Origin of the sequence: Fructilactobacillus sanfranciscensis (assembly GCF_029023685.1) — a bacterium.
Lineage (GTDB): Bacteria > Bacillota > Bacilli > Lactobacillales > Lactobacillaceae > Fructilactobacillus > Fructilactobacillus sanfranciscensis.
The window spans coordinates 1,201,325-1,218,914 of record NZ_CP118925.1 but is presented as its reverse complement, the minus strand read 5'-3'; the positions used below and the strand labels follow the sequence as shown (position 1 = coordinate 1,218,914).

The 17,590-nt window shown below is 35.3% G+C and carries 18 protein-coding genes and 2 pseudogenes; 13 read left to right on the top strand and 7 right to left on the bottom strand.

Annotated elements, in window-relative coordinates; translation table 11 throughout:
* Window positions 1-73: 73 nt before the first annotated feature.
* From PY770_RS06415 to PY770_RS06380, 8 genes are all read left to right on the top strand, one after another.
* Window positions 74-703 carry a TetR/AcrR family transcriptional regulator gene (locus PY770_RS06415; RefSeq protein WP_163615614.1) on the top strand — a complete coding sequence of 210 codons (630 nt, stop codon included), beginning with the start codon at window positions 74-76 and terminating at the stop codon, window positions 701-703.
* On the top strand, window positions 696-3,398 hold the full coding sequence (locus PY770_RS06410) for an MMPL family transporter (RefSeq protein WP_275045884.1): 2,703 nt from the start codon (window positions 696-698) through the stop codon (window positions 3,396-3,398). The genes PY770_RS06415 and PY770_RS06410 overlap by 8 nt, the downstream gene beginning before the upstream one ends.
* 131 nt (window positions 3,399-3,529) lie before the next feature.
* Complete coding sequence (locus PY770_RS06405) at window positions 3,530-4,435, top strand: DMT family transporter (protein ID WP_156843628.1); 906 nt, start codon at window positions 3,530-3,532, stop codon at window positions 4,433-4,435.
* Between the two features lie 9 nt (window positions 4,436-4,444).
* The gene (locus tag PY770_RS06400; RefSeq protein WP_275045883.1) at window positions 4,445-4,765 is read left to right on the top strand and encodes a DUF7671 family protein; all 321 of its coding nucleotides are present in this window, start codon (window positions 4,445-4,447) and stop codon (window positions 4,763-4,765) included.
* Between the two features lie 13 nt (window positions 4,766-4,778).
* Window positions 4,779-5,705 carry a DMT family transporter gene (locus tag PY770_RS06395; RefSeq protein ID WP_275045882.1) on the top strand — a complete coding sequence of 309 codons (927 nt, stop codon included), beginning with the start codon at window positions 4,779-4,781 and terminating at the stop codon, window positions 5,703-5,705.
* A gap of 112 nt (window positions 5,706-5,817) precedes the next feature.
* Window positions 5,818-7,236, top strand: coding sequence for a basic amino acid/polyamine antiporter (locus tag PY770_RS06390; RefSeq protein ID WP_275045881.1), 1,419 nt, complete (start codon window positions 5,818-5,820; stop codon window positions 7,234-7,236).
* Window positions 7,237-7,326: 90 nt separating this feature from the next.
* Window positions 7,327-7,911 (top strand): hypothetical protein, encoded by a 585-nt coding sequence (locus tag PY770_RS06385; RefSeq protein ID WP_163615610.1) that lies wholly within the window; start codon window positions 7,327-7,329, stop codon window positions 7,909-7,911.
* Window positions 7,901-8,152, top strand: a complete 252-nt coding sequence (locus PY770_RS06380) for a hypothetical protein (protein WP_163615609.1) — start codon at window positions 7,901-7,903, stop codon at window positions 8,150-8,152. Before PY770_RS06385 ends, PY770_RS06380 begins: the two co-directional genes overlap by 11 nt.
* A 54-nt stretch (window positions 8,153-8,206) precedes the next feature.
* Here the strand turns inward: PY770_RS06380 and PY770_RS06375 are convergent, their stop codons facing one another.
* Window positions 8,207-8,425, bottom strand: a complete 219-nt coding sequence (locus PY770_RS06375; RefSeq protein ID WP_163615608.1) for a P8 family protein — start codon at window positions 8,423-8,425, stop codon at window positions 8,207-8,209.
* Window positions 8,426-8,514: 89 nt separating this feature from the next.
* The gene (locus PY770_RS06370) at window positions 8,515-9,750 is read right to left on the bottom strand and encodes an MFS transporter (RefSeq protein WP_275045879.1); all 1,236 of its coding nucleotides are present in this window, start codon (window positions 9,748-9,750) and stop codon (window positions 8,515-8,517) included.
* 282 nt (window positions 9,751-10,032) lie between these two features.
* On the opposite strand from PY770_RS06370, the gene pyrF reads away from it, so the two are divergent.
* From pyrF to adhP, 3 genes are all read left to right on the top strand, one after another.
* Window positions 10,033-10,749: an orotidine-5'-phosphate decarboxylase gene (gene pyrF / locus PY770_RS06365; protein ID WP_056958397.1), complete on the top strand. Its 717-nt coding sequence runs from the start codon at window positions 10,033-10,035 to the stop codon at window positions 10,747-10,749.
* Between the two features lie 10 nt (window positions 10,750-10,759).
* Window positions 10,760-11,392 carry an orotate phosphoribosyltransferase gene (gene pyrE, locus PY770_RS06360; RefSeq protein ID WP_056958395.1) on the top strand — a complete coding sequence of 211 codons (633 nt, stop codon included), beginning with the start codon at window positions 10,760-10,762 and terminating at the stop codon, window positions 11,390-11,392.
* Window positions 11,393-11,498: 106 nt separating this feature from the next.
* Window positions 11,499-12,530 carry an alcohol dehydrogenase AdhP gene (gene adhP / locus PY770_RS06355; protein ID WP_275045878.1) on the top strand — a complete coding sequence of 344 codons (1,032 nt, stop codon included), beginning with the start codon at window positions 11,499-11,501 and terminating at the stop codon, window positions 12,528-12,530.
* Window positions 12,531-12,620: 90 nt separating this feature from the next.
* Here adhP and PY770_RS07180 read toward each other — a convergent pair.
* From PY770_RS07180 to PY770_RS06335, 5 genes and pseudogenes are all read right to left on the bottom strand, one after another.
* Window positions 12,621-12,734: pseudogene (locus PY770_RS07180) on the bottom strand (IS3 family transposase); the annotation flags it as partial.
* Between the two features lie 15 nt (window positions 12,735-12,749).
* Complete coding sequence (locus PY770_RS06350) at window positions 12,750-13,475, bottom strand: IS3 family transposase (RefSeq protein WP_275045877.1); 726 nt, start codon at window positions 13,473-13,475, stop codon at window positions 12,750-12,752.
* A complete protein-coding gene (locus tag PY770_RS06345) occupies window positions 13,475-13,624 on the bottom strand; it encodes a hypothetical protein (RefSeq protein WP_202813172.1) in 150 nt (49 codons plus the stop codon). The genes PY770_RS06350 and PY770_RS06345 overlap by 1 nt, the downstream gene beginning before the upstream one ends.
* A 12-nt stretch (window positions 13,625-13,636) precedes the next feature.
* Window positions 13,637-13,780: pseudogene (locus tag PY770_RS06340) on the bottom strand (helix-turn-helix domain-containing protein); the annotation flags it as partial.
* A gap of 6 nt (window positions 13,781-13,786) precedes the next feature.
* Window positions 13,787-13,978: a hypothetical protein gene (locus PY770_RS06335; protein ID WP_275045876.1), complete on the bottom strand. Its 192-nt coding sequence runs from the start codon at window positions 13,976-13,978 to the stop codon at window positions 13,787-13,789.
* 182 nt (window positions 13,979-14,160) lie between these two features.
* On the opposite strand from PY770_RS06335, the gene PY770_RS06330 reads away from it, so the two are divergent.
* Together PY770_RS06330 and PY770_RS06325 are read left to right on the top strand one after the other, a co-directional pair.
* Entirely contained in the window at window positions 14,161-16,335 is a 2,175-nt protein-coding gene (locus PY770_RS06330; RefSeq protein WP_275045875.1) for an SH3 domain-containing protein, read from the top strand.
* 74 nt (window positions 16,336-16,409) lie between these two features.
* Window positions 16,410-17,588 (top strand): ABC transporter permease, encoded by a 1,179-nt coding sequence (locus PY770_RS06325; protein WP_103423268.1) that lies wholly within the window; start codon window positions 16,410-16,412, stop codon window positions 17,586-17,588.
* Window positions 17,589-17,590: the final 2 nt, after the last annotated feature.

The following is a 17,590-nucleotide window of genomic DNA, read 5'->3' as shown; positions in this document are numbered from 1 at the left end:
TAATAAGACACCATGTTGACTTAATAATAAAAAGGGTTAAGATAAAATTAAAAGTTTTTTTGGAGGTGAAGTGATGGAAAATAAAGTTCGAAAAACCAATACCGTGGGTGATATCAAAAAAGCCTTTGTTAATCTAATTAATGAAAAAGGAATTCGTGATATCAATGTGACTGATATTACGCGGATGGCCGGAATTGGACGAGGAACATTTTATACGCATTTTACTGATATTAACGATTTATTGGAAAACATCGAATCAGAGTTGATGGATAAATTAGAAACTGATTTAAGTGATGTAATTCCAGATGCCATGCAATGGTTAATCGTTGAAAAAGGTGCGGGAGTTCCAGCTCCGTTCATTATTGAGACATTGAATAATTTTTATCAGAACCGCGAAATGATTGCCGCCTTACTAAGTGAACAAGGTGATCCTTACTTTTTAAATAAAGTTAAAAAGATCATTTTTGCTGATTTAGATCAGTCCGTAAATAGATTAGATGAACAAATTGAAGTTAATGATGACATTCCGCTTGATTATGCCCGTGAATTTGTCATTGACGAACTGATGGGGATTATCGTGTATTGGATTTCGAAACCAGAACCAGAAAAACCTCGGGTTGTGGCCCAAACCATCGCTAAATTACAACATAAAGCTCCAATTAATGTTTTTACAAAACAGAAAGGGAAATTAGATCATGAATAAATTCGTTAAGAAATATTCTGGAATTGCAATTGTTTGGCTAGTTGTTCTAATTGCTGCTGTAGTCTTTCTACCTAATGTGGGGACTTTAGAGGCAGAAAAAGGACAAACTAAGATTCCAAGTGACATGCAAAGTCAGGTTGCCAATAATATTGAAAAACATTGGGGTCATCACATTAGTAATACTGATCAAGTTGTTTTAGTTTATAACAACGGTAATCATGCAATTACGAAGACTCAACAAACCAAGATTAATAATAAGATTAAAGATCTTAATAATCATGCTGATAAGTATGATATTAAGGGAATTACTTCAGTTGTTGATACGCCGTCTGCCAAAGGGCAATTAATTTCTAAAGATAAAACCACGGAATTAGTCCAATTGAATGTTTCAAAAAAAGATTCGGTTGAGAACGTGAACAAGAAGTTACAAAAAGGTGGCAAAATCGATGGCTTAAAATCATATGTGACTGGGTCAGAGATTTTAAATGATGATATGCGGCTTTCAATGGTTTCTGGACTTAAAAAGACAGAAATTATTGCGGTTATCTTCATCTTAATTGTTTTAATTATTGTGTTCCGTTCACCAATTGTTCCATTAATTTCATTATTGACCGTTGGTGTTTCCTTTATTGTTTCACTAAGTGTGGTCATGAATTTAGTTAAATTCTTTAATTTCCCACTTTCTAACTTTACCCAAGTCTTCATCGTGGTAGTGCTCTTTGGGATTGGAACCGATTATAATATTCTGCTTTACAATCAGTTTAAAGAGAATCTGGCAGATGGAATGGACAAGGTTACAGCTACCATTAACGCTAGAAAGACGGCTGGCAGAACCATTCTTTACAGTGGAATTTCAGTTTTAATTGGATTTGCTGCCTTAGGATTTGCTAAATTCTCAATTTACCGTTCTGGTTTTGCCGTTGCGGTTGGGGTTGTGGTTCTTTTAATGATCTTACTTACTTTGAATCCATTCTTTATGGCAATTCTTGGGAAAAAGATGTACTGGCCAGTTAAGAATTTGAAAGAACAAAAACAATCTAGTGCTTTATGGGGGATTTTATCAGCTAAATCAGTAGAATATGCAGTACCTGCGATTATCTTTGTTTTGGTTGTAACACTTCCATTTGTAGCTTTAGGTCATGGTAAATTAAATTACGACAAAACTATTGAATTAAGTAATGATCTTCCTTCTAAGCAAGGATTGAATGTGGTTCAAAAGCACTTTAGCAAAGGGACTGCTGAGCCATCTACGATTTACATCAAATCAGATCATGATTTAGCTAATGAAAAGAGTTTAATGGAAATTGATCGAATCACAAACCAACTTCGTGATCGTAAGGATGTTAAAACCGTTGATTCAGTAACGCAACCTAACGGAGTTCCATTGAATCAACTTTATTTAAATGATCAACTTAGCACCTTAACTGGAAAAATGGGTCAAGCAAATAATGGATTGAGTCAGATTCAACAAGGAGCTTCAAGTAGTTCATTCAATGGCGATCAATTGAAAGCCATTGGGGCATCAGCTCAATCAATTGGACAAAGACTGCAAAACATTCAAGCAGCTTCAGGAAACGGTAGTTCTGTTTCAGGACAACAAGTCATTGCTGCAATGCAACAACAGGCTACGGCAATGGGCTCACCATTGAATGCAGCCCAAATGCAAATTATTGCAGGAGCACTTCAACAATCTGCCGCCCAAGTTCAAGCACAACAAGCTGGGCTAAGTAGCCAATTAAATGGAATTGCTAGTGATACGCAAAATATTGGAAACAACACGCAAGCCATGGCTACTCAACTTGAAGGGGTTCAAGGAAAACTTAGTCAAGCTAATCAAGGGTTATCGCAGATTTCAACTGGACTAGGACAAGCTGGTGACTACTTAACTGAATTACAAAATTCACCGGCTGCTTCGAAGACTTTTTATATTCCAACTTCTGTTCTTGAAAGCAAAACTTTCCAAACTGCAGTTAACGCGTACCTATCACAAGATAAGCACACGACGCGGATTGTGGTAGTACTTAAATCAAATCCTTCTGGTGCAGAAGCCATTAAGTCAGTTAACCAGATTCAAAATCAAGTTAAACAAAACTTAGCTGGAACTGATATGCAAAAAGCAACCGTTGCTGTTGGAGGAGAAACTGCTACAATTGCAGATACTAACAAGATTACCTCAAGTGACTTTATGCGGACAGCTGTCATCGTGGTAATTGGAATTTTGATTGCTTTGATGTTTGTTACTAGATCAATTTTTCAACCAATTTACATTATTGGAACTTTACTATTGGCTTACCTAGCTTCATTATCAATTACGAGATTGTTTAGTATCTTATTCCTTGGACAAGACATGTTGACCTGGAATACACCGTTCTTTACTTTCATTATGTTGATTGCGTTAGGGGTTGATTACAGTATCTTCTTAATGCATAAGTATCAAAACATTTTACCTAGTGCTGCTCCAGCAACCAGAATTGTGCATGCAGCTCGCTTTATTGGAGTGGTAGTTCTCTCTGCTGCTGTAATTTTAGGTGGAACATTTGCCGCATTGATTCCTTCAGGGGTAATGACCTTAATTCAGGTTGCCATTGCCGTTATCATTGGGTTACTTATCCTAGTAATTATTTTGCCAATCTTAATGTCAGCAGGAATTAAATTAACTTATCCGGATGATAAATCAAAATCAAAAAACAAATAATGATAAATAAAGTCTAGCAATTTTTGCTAGGCTTTATTTTTGGCTTATCATCAAGCTCAAGAAAGAGTACAATAAAACTATTGTAAAAAATAAAATATGAGGTGGATAAGTTGAGTTCGAATAAAAACATTATGAAGGGGATTCTTTGGGCGACCCTTGCTTCAGCATTCTGGGGAATTTCTGGGACCATTCTTCAATTTGTATCACAAGATGCTGACATTCCAGCGGGATGGTTTTTGTCTGTCAGAACCTTATTTTCGGGAATTATTTTATTAGTGATTAGTGCAATTGCTTATCGCGGGAAAATTTTCAATGTCTTTAAAGATCGTAAATCAATTTTATGTATTTTGGGATATGCCATCTTTGGTTTAGGGGCTAATTTACTTTCCTTCTTCTTGAGTGTCCAAACTGGTAATGCTGCCTCTGCAACTATTTTGCAATATTTGGCACCGCTATTCATCTTATTAGGTGGCTTTTTCTTTATGCATCGTCGACCTAATCGAATTGATTTATTGGTGTTCGTAATCGCATTAGTTGGAGTGGTTCTTTCGATTACGAAAGGTGATATTAGTGAACTATCAATTCCACCAGTTTCGTTATTTTGGGGAATTATTTCTGGAATTACCGCTGGTTGTTATGTAGTGATTCCACGGCCCTTAATGAGTGACAACTCACCATTGACCGTTTTAGGTTGGGGAACGTTAATTGCCAGCCTTTTCTTTAATCTTCATCAACCAGTGTGGGTCGGAGTTCCGCATTTGACTACTGGTGGTGTAATTGGAATTGGTGCCATTGTGATTATTGGAACGGTTTTACCATTTGCCTGTTTACTTCACAGTATGAAATTTGCGAGTTCGGCAGATGTTAGTTTGGTTGATGCCGTTCAACCAGTGATGACTTTTATTTTAAGTGTCATGTTCTTACATACACAAATTAGTTTAATGGAAGTGGTTGGATCAGCTTTAGTTGTGGTCGCCATTTATATTTTGCAAAACTACAAACGCAAATTATCAACAAAAGACGAATTAGAATCGTAGTGAGGAATCATGGCTGATAAATATGATGTACTCCGTTTCATTGGCGTGCCTGTTGAACAAGATAGTTCTGGTAACTATCAAATTAAACGGGATGCTAATCATGACTTTAAATTGCATGAATGGCGGATTGGAAAACACACCAAGGGTAAGTATCGTCAAGTTGGACAAGTGTTTCTAACGGAGAATCAAATGCGTGTTGCAATTGTGGCAAGCTTTAAGGTATCCTTTAAGAAGCGCCATCAATATACGCCTATGGCTCGCTTTTTAAGTGATGACGTAGCACCAGAAGTGGTGACAGAGGCTAGTACCAAATTATCTGATGAAAAATAAGGAGTTTTTAATAATGTTTAACAAAATTAAGGGAATGAGCAACACTACTAAAGGACTTGCACTAGCAGGTTTTGCCTCAGTTTCATGGGGAGTTGCTGGAGTAATCACGCAGTTCGTTTCACAAAATGCATCAATTCCCGCACCCTGGTTCTTGGCAGCAAGAACGACAGGGGCTGCAACTATTTTACTGTTAGTTAGTGCCATTGTTTATAAGGGAAAAATCTTTAATATTTTCAAGACTTGGAAATCAGTGTTTACCCTCGTTTGTTATGGACTATTTGGTTTAGCTGCTAACATGGGAAGTTTCTACGTTAGTATTCAAAATGGTAATGCAGCTGCAACCACCATTTTGCAATATTTAGCTCCATTATTTATTTTACTGGGAGCATTTATTTTTCAACACAAAAAACCAGCAAAAATCGATTTTTTAGTCTTTATAATTGCAATTGTGGGAGTTTTTCTTTCAATCACGAAAGGTGACATTAGTCAGCTTTCAATTCCAATGGATTCTTTGATCTGGGGATTGATTTCTGGACTTACAGCAGCACTTTATGTGGTGTTACCACGGAGTTTAGGAAAAGATAATCCTCCAATCGTTGTGATGGGCTGGGGAACGTTAGTTGCTAGTATCGCTTATAACATTAATCATCCGGTTTGGACGAATGTTCCGCATTTGACTACTGGAGCAATTCTAGGTGTTTGTGGAATTATCTTCTTTGGAACGTTATTAACTTTCTCAACTTTGATTTTTGCCACTCGGTTTACGACTTCCGCAAATATCAGTTTGATGGATGCTTCACAACCAGTTTCAACTTTCATCTTGAGTGTGATCTTTTTCAATACTGCTTTGAGTTTAGCTGAAGTAGTGGGGGCAATCTTGGTAATCTTAGCCATCTACTTGCTTAAGTATTCACCAACAGATGAAGAAATCCTAAATTAATAATCAATGATAAAAACTTTGCATTGCAAAGTTTTTTTATTTTGACGAAAAAATCAAGTCATTTTTAAGGTATACTAATCGTATTGATTAAAATTGTGTAAGGGGATTTAAAATGAAAAAACAAAAGGGAGTTTCATTGCTTGGACTAATTATGTTAGTGATTAGTGCCTCAATTGGAGCAGGAATTTATAATGCTAGTGAACAATTGGCTGCGGTAGCAACTCTGGGACCAGCTTTATTGGCTTGGTTGATTACAGGAATTGGAATTTTTGGACTCGCCATGAGTTTGAAATCACTAAGTGAAACTAATCCTGACTTAAATGGGATGGCCGAATATGCCCAAAAAGGATTTGGAAATTTTGTCGGATTTATCTCTGGCTGGGGGTATTGGCTTTCGTCTTGGATTGGAAGTGTAGCATTTGCCACTATGATGATGTCAGCCGTAGGATATTTTATTCCTAGTTTTCGTTCTGGTAACTCAATTCCAGCCATTATAGTGGCTTCGATTATCTCGTGGTTGCTAACATATTTAGTATCCCGTGGGGTCGAAAATGCCGCGTTTATCAATGTGTTCATTACGATTATTAAATTAATTCCACTTTTGGCGTTTGTGCTCTTGGGAATTGTCTTATTTAAAACTAATGTCTTTACCGCTCATTTTTGTGATAATTTTACGACTAATTTTACTTATATGAAAGCAACCCCAGGTGGTGTTTTCAATCAAGTTAAAGGTTGCTTAATTACCATGATGTGGGTTTTCGTTGGAATTGAAGGGGCGACTACGATGACTGGTCGAGCTCATAAAGCATCAGATGCCAGCAAGGCGACCATTTGGAGTTTTGTAGCATTATTGATTATTAATGTGGTTATTTCAATGTTGCCATACGGCTATTTGACGCAGGCTCAATTAGCTCACGTTAGTAACCCTGCTTTAACTTATGTGGTTAAAGATATGATTGGACCGGTTGGGGGAATGTTAGTTAGTCTTTCTTTGATAATTACCATTTTTGGTTCTTGGCTATCATGGACCTTGCCACCAGTAATTGCTATTTCTGAAATGGCAGGCAAGGGAATGTTACCCCATTGGTTTGCTAAGTTAAATAAACAAAAAGCACCCATTAATTCACTAATCTTAACTCAGGTATTATTACAACTTTTCCTAATTTCACTAGTTTTTTCTGATCAAGCTTATAATTTTGCGATTTCTCTCTGTACGGCAGCCATGGTTGTTTGTTATACATTGGTGGCGGTTTATCAAATTAAAGTCGGTTATCTAGCCAAATCATTTAAAATGATGTTTCCTGGGTTATTAGCATTTGGTTTTGAAGTAGTTGGAATTACTTTTGCTGGTCTTCAATATCTCTGGCTTTGTGCGATTGCCTATGTACTAGGATTCGCTTTTTACATTAAAGCAGCCAAAGAAAATGGCCGTTCCATTAATCAAAAAGAATGGTTGTTGATGATTTTAGTAACGATTATTGCGATTTTCGCCGTGATTGGGTTAGTGATGGGAAAAATTAAGCTATCATAATAAAATTTCGGCTCTAATTGTGAAAAAGTATTGTATACTTAGAAACAATTAAAATGTGAAGGATGTTTTGCGATGAAAAAAATATCGTAAATGGATTATTGCTGGACTGATAAATTTGGTAATGCTAGGTTTATTAGTTTGGGGGCCTTCAATCTGTATAATTTAAACAAAAATCAACAAAAATTAAGTAATGCTCAGACGAAGTACAGTATGTTGAAAAAGTCATATGACGAAATGTCGCCTGATGATGTTACTCATCAAGAAAATTTAAGTTATCAAAATATGAAGACGATTGCTAAAACTAACAATGACTCATTAACTGATAGTATGAAGATTATTTTTGGTAATTATCCAACGCAAGCAGAAAATCAAGCCGCCGTTACTAAACTAACTAAGCATTATATGACAAAGACCGATGCTCAAACTTTACTTGATTCATTTAACCACTATACACGGTTAAATGACATTAAAATTTATAACTATAGTAATGAAACTTCGCAAAAGGAACATTACTATTATTCAAACGTGACAGTTACTTATTATGATAGAAGAGGAAATCACCTTAATACCAATCACTATCTTTTTAAGGTAACTTTGAACCATCAAGATTTGAACTCTGATAAAATTCGGTTCCACTTAATTCAAAGCTTTAGAGGTGATCACCATGCTAGATAAGATTAAAGTTGCTTTTAAGAAGACTAATTTAATTATTACAGTTCCAATTATTTTAATTATAATTTTAGCAATCGGTAATGGTTATGTGATTTACCAAAATAATCAAGTTACGCAAAAGATTACTACCCAAAACAAAGCGATTACTAAGATCAGCAATGATTTTGCTAAGAAATACAAAACGATTTCAAAAAAGGCAGAACAAGAATTTAAAGCAACGCATACTAATCCGTTAAATCAATAAAATATGCAAAAAAATACTGTTGAGTTTAAACTCAACAGTATTTTTAGTTAATGATTATTTTTTAAGAAGTTTTTCAGCATCTGCTTTAATATCAGAATCGCTCATGTCTAAGTATTTCTTCATTGCTTCTTCAGTCTTAATGGTATCTTTTGCATTGCTTTGCATGTAGTAATCCCATAAAGCATCACGAATTGGCATGTCACTATCTGACCAGTCAAATACTTGGTTCATGTGTTCGTCTAACATTGTGTTTTCTTCAAAATTTTCAGTCATAATCTTATATCTCCCTTTTCAATATGTACGACTATATAATAGTTCATTTTTGGTAAAGGTGTTAATGATATGCTCTCTTTTTTTATAATTTATTTAGATGATGATTGATCGAAATTTTTAAGGCCTGGAAGGGTCATCATTACTGTAAAACTTATTAGATAAAGGATTGATAAGAAAACCATTACAACAATTAAACTGTAGCGCTCCATAATAAGTCCGATTACTAATGAAGACATTCCGCCGACAGCCCGACCAACGCCAACAATAATATTATTGGCACTTGAACGAACTTCCGTGGGGTAGATACGACTAACAATCGCACCGTAACCACCGTACATTCCGTTTGAGAAGAATCCAACCACAGCACCGATAATTAAAAGTAAACCAATCGAGTGAACGTATGCTAAAGCATAAACTAACACAGCAGAGGCTAATAAAAAGATTCCAAATGATAAACGAGGTCCCATTTTATCAAAAATAGTTCCAAAGGTCATCATTCCAATACTCATTCCAATGATGGTTGAAATCATCCAAAGAGAAGAACCTTTGACACTTAAATGACTTTGTTGTTCCACGATGGAAGGTAACCAGTTCATTAATCCAAAGTAACCAGCGATTTGCACAGTTGTCATAATCATTAAACCAATTGAGGTCCATGCAGTACCAAGATCAGCAAACATGTATTTTTTAATTGCATGAATAATGGTGATTTTGCGATTTTCCTTAACTCGGAGAAATTCTGCGGATTCTTTAATGTGACGTCTAACGAAGAAAACTAAGATAATTGGTAGTAAACCAAAGAGGTATAGGGCGTGCCAACCGAGACTTGGAATTACGAAGGCAGCAATAATTGCCGCTGCCACCGCTCCTACTTGACCACCAATAGAAGCGATTGATGACATTCGTCCCAGTTCCTTTTTCGGAAAGGCTTCGGCAATTAAGGTAATTCCTAATCCATATTCTCCTCCGGCACCAATTCCAGCGATGAAACGGAAGATATAAATTGAAGTAATATTATTAGCAATACTCATTAAGGCAGTTGCCAAGGCAAAGACAAAAATAGTATAAGTGAACGTTTTTACTCTTCCAAAACGGTCACCCAGCATTCCAAATAAAACGCCTCCAAGTAACATTCCCCAGTTAGTGATGGTTCCAATTAAACCAGCAGCACCAGCTGAAACGTGTAGTGAAGCGATAATGGAACTCATGGTAAACGATAGAAAAAGCACATCCATATTTTCTAACCCAAACCCTAAACTAGATGAAGTTAAAACTAGTTTTTGATTTCGTGTTAATTGGATGTGCTCGTTTTTTTGATTGTCCATAGAATAATTTTCTCCAAAGTAAGGCTCACAGGCCTTGGTTATTTGTTACTTTTAGTATTGTCCCACAAAGACTAGTTACTAACAAGGTAAATTAAATCAGTTTAGTGGCTTATTAGTTAAAAATAAAATTTGTACAAGTGACAAATTTATATTATAATTCTTGCAACAAATTAATTGGTTCAGAGAAGCCAAATTATTATTAAAGTCGAATTTAATTCTATAGGACTATTCTCTGAAATCAGGGGATAGTCTTTTAATTTTACCAAAATTTTGGAGGTCGTAATGAATAAGCCAATCATGATTGCACTGGATTTTCCGTCAGTCAGCCAAGTTAATCAGTTTTTAGATCAATTTGAAGATCCTAGTCAACTCACGGTTAAAATTGGGATGGAACTTTTTTATCAAGCAGGACCAGAAGTGGTCAAGCAAATTAAACAACGCGGATGCAAGATCTTTCTTGATTTAAAGCTGTTTGATATTCCACATACTGTCGAAAAGGCAATGGAACAGTTAGGAGCTTTAGGCGTGGACTATACAACGGTTCATACGCTAGGTGGACAAGCAATGATGGAAGCTGCTAAACGAGGATTGAAAGCGGGAGCTGAAAAGGCTGGCTTGCCAGAACCTCATTTGCTAGGTGTGACTGAACTCACTTCAATTTCCCAAACAGTTTTAGAAAACGAACAAAATTGTAAATTGCCAATGAACGAACAAGTAGTTGCTTTGGCTAAATTGGCCCAAAAATCGGGTTGTGATGGGGTAATTACTTCAGCACTTGAACTAAAAGATTTAACTAGTGCTTTAGGAACTGATTTTGAATATGTTGTTCCGGGAATCAGAATGCAACAGGATGCAGCTGGAGATCAAAGTCGAGTAGCTACTCCGGCAACTGCCAAAGCGGATGGGGCATTTGCGATTGTTGTTGGCCGGCCAATCACACAAAGTCAAAATCCGATTGCCGCTTATGAAAGATACATAAAAGACTGGAATTTAAAATAGGAGAATAATTATGCAAAACTTAGAAACGCAAATTTTACACCAACTAGTTGAAGATCAAATTGTACAATTAAAATCAGAAGGTTATTTTGAATTTGCTAGTGGGATTAAATCACCAATTTACACTGATTTACGTTTAACCGTTTCTTATGTAAAACTTCGTAACATGATTGCAGAAGCCTTAGCTAAACTAATTAAAGAACAATATCCCGATGTAACTGTAATTGGTGGAGTTGCTACTGCGGGAATTCCGCATGCTGCAATTGTGGCAGATAAATTAGCTTTACCAATGGTATACGTTCGTTCAAAACCCAAAGACCATGGAACTGGTAAACAAATCGAAGGACGGATTGAAAAAAATGATCAAGTAGTATTGATTGATGATTTAATTTCAACTGGCGGAAGCGTGATTCAAGCAGCCAAGGCTGTTGAACGTGAAGGATTTCAAGTAGCTGGAGTAGTTTCAATTTTCTCTTATGGTTTTCCCGATGCAGATCAAAACTTTAAGAAAGCTAGGTTTCCTTTTAGCCCATTAGTTACCTATGCCAAATTAATTGAAGAATTATACAAGACTAAGCAAATTACAGAAGCTAAATACAAATCTTTAAATCAATGGCATCAGGATCCATGGAATTGGGAAGCTTAAAAAACTATTATTATCTTCGTCTTTGATTGCAATGTGAATTATTTCACGCTATAATGAACTTGCTAGAGAAACAATTAATAGTTTCATAAAAAAGAGGAGATTTATTATGGTTAAAGCTGCTGTTGTTAGACCTAATTCAGATGGATATGTTGATATTAAAGATGTTACTTTACGTCCCATTCGTTCAAATGAAGCATTAGTAAAAGTTGAATATTGTGGACTTTGTCACACTGATTTACACGTTGCCTCAGGTGATTTTGGTGAAGTACCTGGTCGAATTATCGGACATGAAGGTGTTGGTCGCGTTACCCAAATTGGTGAAAACGTTACTAACTTAAAGATTGGTGATCGAGTATCAATCGCTTGGTTCTACTCAGCTGATGGTACTTGTAAGTACTGTGTAACTGGTAATGAAACTCTTTGTCGTAACGTTAAGAACGCAGGTTACACTGTTGATGGTGCCATGGCTGAAGAATGTATCGTTGATGCCAAATACGCTGTTAAAGTTCCTGAAGGACTTGACCCAGTTGAAGCTACCTCATTAACTTGTGCCGGAGTTACTACTTACGGAGCTCTTAAAATTGGTGATACTAAACCTGGTGAATGGACTCAAATCGTTGGTGCCGGTGGTTTAGGTAACTTAGGTGTTCAATTAGCTCACAACGTTTTCGGTGCTAAAGTAGTTGTTACTGATGGTGATCCTAAGAAGCTTGAAGCTGCTAAAGAAAATGGTGCTGACTTAGTTGTTAACCGTCATGATGCTGATGCAACTGAACAAGTTATAAAAGGAACTAATGGTGGGGTTCACGATTCAATCGTAACCGCCGTTAGTGCTCAAGCATTTACTAATGCCGTTAACGCCTTAGAACCAAATGGTACTTTAGTTGCCGTTGCTCTTCCTAAAGGTGATATGGCACTTAATATTGATAAAACAGTTCTTGATGGAATTAAGGTTGCTGGATCTCTTGTTGGTACTCGTCAAGATTTACGTGAAACCTTTGACTTCGGTGCTCAAGGAAAAGTTAAACCAATCGTTAGAACTGATAAACTTGAAAACATCAACAAAGTTATCGACGAAATGAAAGCCGGTAAAATTGTTGGACGAGTTGTATTCGACTTCACTGGTGATAAAGACTAATTTTTAATCGATTTATTAAATATTAAAAAACATTATGAGAAACAATTCATTGATGTGAACCCATAAAGTTGGACACATTATTTAGTTTTTCTAGGAGACAAGTTTTCGATATTGAATCGGAGACTTGCCTCCTAGTTTTGTTTTAATACGAAAATTATTGTAATAATAAATCCAATTCCTAACGGAATTTATTAATTCTTCTTTCGTACTAAAATTGTTTCATATTTCAATTTTTAAAAGGTGAAAAAATGATTCAATAACCGCATTATCTAAACAGGTTGCTTTACGTGACATGCTTTGTGTAATGTGGTTTTTCTTTAGAAATTTATTTAATCGTTTATTTTGATAATGAACTCCTTGATCAGAATGGAAAAATCTTTTGAAGTGTGTTTTAGGTAGCTTTAAAATAGCTTCTTTAATTGGTAAAAAGACGGAATTAAAATCAGGATGGTTACTAATACTATATAAAATTATCTCTCCAGAAAATAAATCTAGCACTGGATTTAAATATATACGTTCATTTATACTTTGTTTTCCATACCTTAACTCTGTAGTATCTGATACTAACTTTTGAAATGGAATTGGTGTATTGAATCGACGATTCAATCTATTTTTAAATCTTTTACCAACATTACCCTTATAAGAACTATATTTTCTTTTCTTTTTTCCAAAAGCCGACGATAAAAGATTATATTTTTTCATAATACGAAGAACACGTTTGTGATTAACGTTATATCCATCATTATTGAGAGTCATCGTAACTCTTCTATAACCATAGTTAGGATTGATTTCTTTAATACTATTTATTAACCTAATTATATTTTTATCTTTGTCTATTGATTGCGACGAAGTCGCATAGTAATAGTTACTTCTAGGTAATTTAACAGCTTTTAAAATGAAGCTAAGACTGACTTTGAATTTACGCCTTAGATCATCAATTACCATTACTTTTTCTTTGCTTGTTTTTGATCTAAGGCTTTCAGTTTTTTTAAATATTCATTTTGAATTCTAAGCATTAAGTTTTCTTCTTTAAGCTGTTTAAGTTCATCATCTTTTGATAATTTAGTTTGTTTTGTTACTTTATTTTTATTCATTTTTGGATTACCTCGTTTTCTTGATAATCCGATTATACTTAATTCATCAAACTGGCGCTGCCAAAAATAGATGGTACTTTCTGAATGTATTTTAAATTTGTTACATAATTCTGATAAAGTACAATTGTGCGAATTTTTATAGCTTAATACTTTGATTTTAAATTAGACGGAATACTCTATCCGATGACGGTTTTCACTAATAACCATTTCAAAATTTTCATTTTTAATTCTATTAATCCATCTTAAAATAACTGAATTTGAAACTTTATATTTTTTGGACAACGTAGTTGACCCAGTATCATTAAAATATTCTTTTATAATTTGCTGTTTTAACTCGTAATTTATTTTTGGCATAACAAAAACCCCATAAGTTAGATTTTTGTCCAACTTATGGGATTCATATCATGTTAAATTTTTAATTTATGAAAAAACACTAATTTATGTTACTATTGGGTTATCTGCATTAATTAAGAAAAGATTAATTACATAAATTAGTTACATAAATTAGTTACATACGTATGAAAGGAATAAGATCTATGGATAATAAGTTTACTAGAGCACATAACCGGATGGCTATGGCTACTGGGGAAACCAAAACTAGAACAAAACTAACCAAGTCGAAACATGGCTGGATTAAGATTGCAATGGGAATTACATTTGCATCTACTTCATTATTCTTAATGAGTACTCCAAGTTTTGCCGATGAAAATCCAACTGCAACTGCAGATCAAACTGCAACTCCTGTTCAACCAGAAGTTCAAAATGCAGATCAAACTCAAACAGACCAATCATCTATACAAAATCAAAATAGAGTTGCTTTAAATTTAGCAGCTCAAACACAAAAACAAGCTGATTCTGATAATGTTAATTCAGCAGATAATCAAGTTGATAACCAAGCAGCACAAGCAACTACGGATGCAAATACTAATCAAACAGCAACTGATAACACTCCTAATGCTTTACAGACTGCTAAATCAACTCAATTAGATGCCCAACCTCAATCTGGAATGTATACAGCTACACAACAGCAAGCAATTCGTGATGGAGCTGGACTTGATTCTAATGTTGTTAATACACTAGATCCTGGCGAATCAATTAATTATGATAGTACAAGTAACAACGATGGCTACGAATGGTTACATTATACAAGTTATAGTGGACAGGCTCATTACGTTGCTAAATTAAATGATGCTACTCCAGCTTCTAACAGTTCTACTGGAAATATTAGTTCAGATTATCAAGACTTCATTAATCAATTAGCTCCAGGGGCACAAAATACTTGGAACGAATATGGCGTATTACCTAGTGTTTCAATGGCACAAGCAATTGTAGAAAGTGCTTGGGGTAAATCAGCTCCTGGTAATAACCTTTATGGAATCAAGGGTGATTATAATGGAAATTATACGATGCAATCTACTAAAGAATATTACAATGGTCACTATGTAACTATTCAAGATAAATTCCGTGCATATCCTGATTTGGCTACCAGTGTAGAAGATCATGGAAATTTCTTAGCAGTAAATCCTCGTTATTCAAACTTACTTTACAGTAAGGATTATGCGTACGTTTGCCAAATGTTACAAGCTGACGGATATGCAACTAATCCTAATTATGCCAATACTTTAATTAGTATTATTTCTTATAATAATTTAAACCGGTTTGACAATGGTTCTAGTCAACCAAGTACAAACCAACCAGGAGCAAATACCGGAAACAACCAAAATAATGGGAACCCGGCTCCTGCAAACAACAATGGAAATAATAACCAACCAGCTCCAAATGATACTAACGGAATGATACCAGCAAGTGGTGCATACACAACTTCAACAAGTCAATATGTTCGTAATGGAGCAAGTACTTCAGCTAGTGTAGCTGCTACTTTAGATCCTGGTGAAACCATTTATTACGATGGAACACTTAATAATGATGGCTATAACTGGATGCACTATACTAGTTATTCAGGTCAATCACACTGGGTTGCTAATTTGACTGATGTACAACCTACTACACCAGCCAGTGTCGATAGTGCAATCACACCAGCAAGTGGTGCTTATACAGCAACTGGAACTCAATATGTTCGTGATGGGGCAAGTACCTCAGCAAATGCTGTTGCTACCTTAGATTCAGGCGATACCATTTACTACGATGGAACGCTTAATAATGATGGTTACAACTGGTACCATTACACAAGTTATTCTGGTGAATCACATTGGGTTGCTGATTTAAGTAACGCTCAGCCTGTTCAACCAACTAATACTGCTGGTATGACTACAGCAAGTGGTGCATACACAACTTCAACAAGTCAATATGTTCGTAATGAAGCAAGTACTTCAGCTAGTGTAGCTGCTACTTTAGACGCAGGTGATACCATTTATTACGATGGAACACTTAATAATGATGGTTACACATGGATGCATTACACAAGTTATTCAGGTCAATCACATTGGGTTGCCGATTTAAGTAATGCTCAACCAGAACAATCTACTAGCTACACTGATGGAATGACTGCAACTAGTGGTGCTTACACAACTACTTCAAGTCAATACGTTCGCGATGCGGCAGGTTTAAATAGCAATGTATCAGTAACTCTTAACCCTGGTGAAACCATTTACTTTGATGGAACTAAACAGGCTGACGGATATACTTGGTTACATTACACAAGTTATTCAGGTCAATCACGTTGGATTGCAAAATTAAACTTAGCATTTTAAACTACGTTAAACAAAAAGAGACCCATTCGGGGTCTCTTTTTTATCTGATGAAAATAAAAGGGGAATTTTGGAATATGTCAAATCAGAAATACCACATTGAAATTCCAACAGAAGTTGCAAAAAAAATCAAACTGAAACCAAATGAAAAGCTTGATTTAAAAATTGAAAACAACGCAATTCTGCTTGAAAAACAGATTAATGCAGATAGCATCGGTTGGGATGTTTCATATTGGTGGAGTGTAATTCCGGCTGTGATAATGAGTGTGATATTTTTTGTCTACTTTATGTTGCAAAAAACACGGACCATTAAATTTACCGGTAGTTACTCAATTGCTACGGCTACAATTGTTTTGGGATTGATTTCAGGATTAATTTTGTTTTCGATCTTTTTTATCAAAGCACGTAACCAATCAGTCAATTCGATTTATCGAAATTTATATTGGCGAAATTTTCCAACTATTATTGTATCGTTTACGGCAATTTTATTGTTTAGCTTATTAGGAATTTTTTGGGTTTTAGGACGCGTCTTTATGGGAGTTTCCTTTGGAATCTATACGGCCACCTTACTTTTTTTAATCTTTCAAATGATTATTAATACGGTTATGATTTTGCTTGCTGAAAATATTACACCGACCATGTTAGTAGATGTCTTGGTAATTACTATCTTTGGTGGTGTTATGATTTCGATGCTTTCTAACAGTAATCTGCAATGGTGGAAGCATAATATTAGTTTTTTAGGAACTAATAAAGCAGTTGATAGCTGGCAATTTAACTTAACCTTTATCTTTGCGGCCTTATTAATGATGGCTTTGGTCGATTATTTATTTGTTTCAATAAAGCCGTTAAAACGGCCATTATTACAAACGCAAATTTTGCGATTTTTATTAACTATCTTAGCAATTAACGCGATGTGCGTTGGGTTAATTTCGAACAATCGTCAAATCCCGTGGATGCATTTATGGCACGATATTTGTGCTTGGTCAATGGCATTGGACGTTATTATTTTAATTGGGGGAATAAGATGGTTGTGGCCAGGAATTTCTAAAAACTTTCTACGTATTTCAGATACACTCGGAATTTTAATTGTTTTTGCTAGCGTCTTGTTTAAAGGAGTTCACTACTTCTCGCTCACAGCTTATGAAATTTTTGCGTCTGCCTTAGCTTTTTCTTGGATTATGATGTTATTCCAGTATCTTTTGAAACAAATTAATCGTGGTACTCATGAATTTGTAGTAGAAGTGAAACAAGATTAATG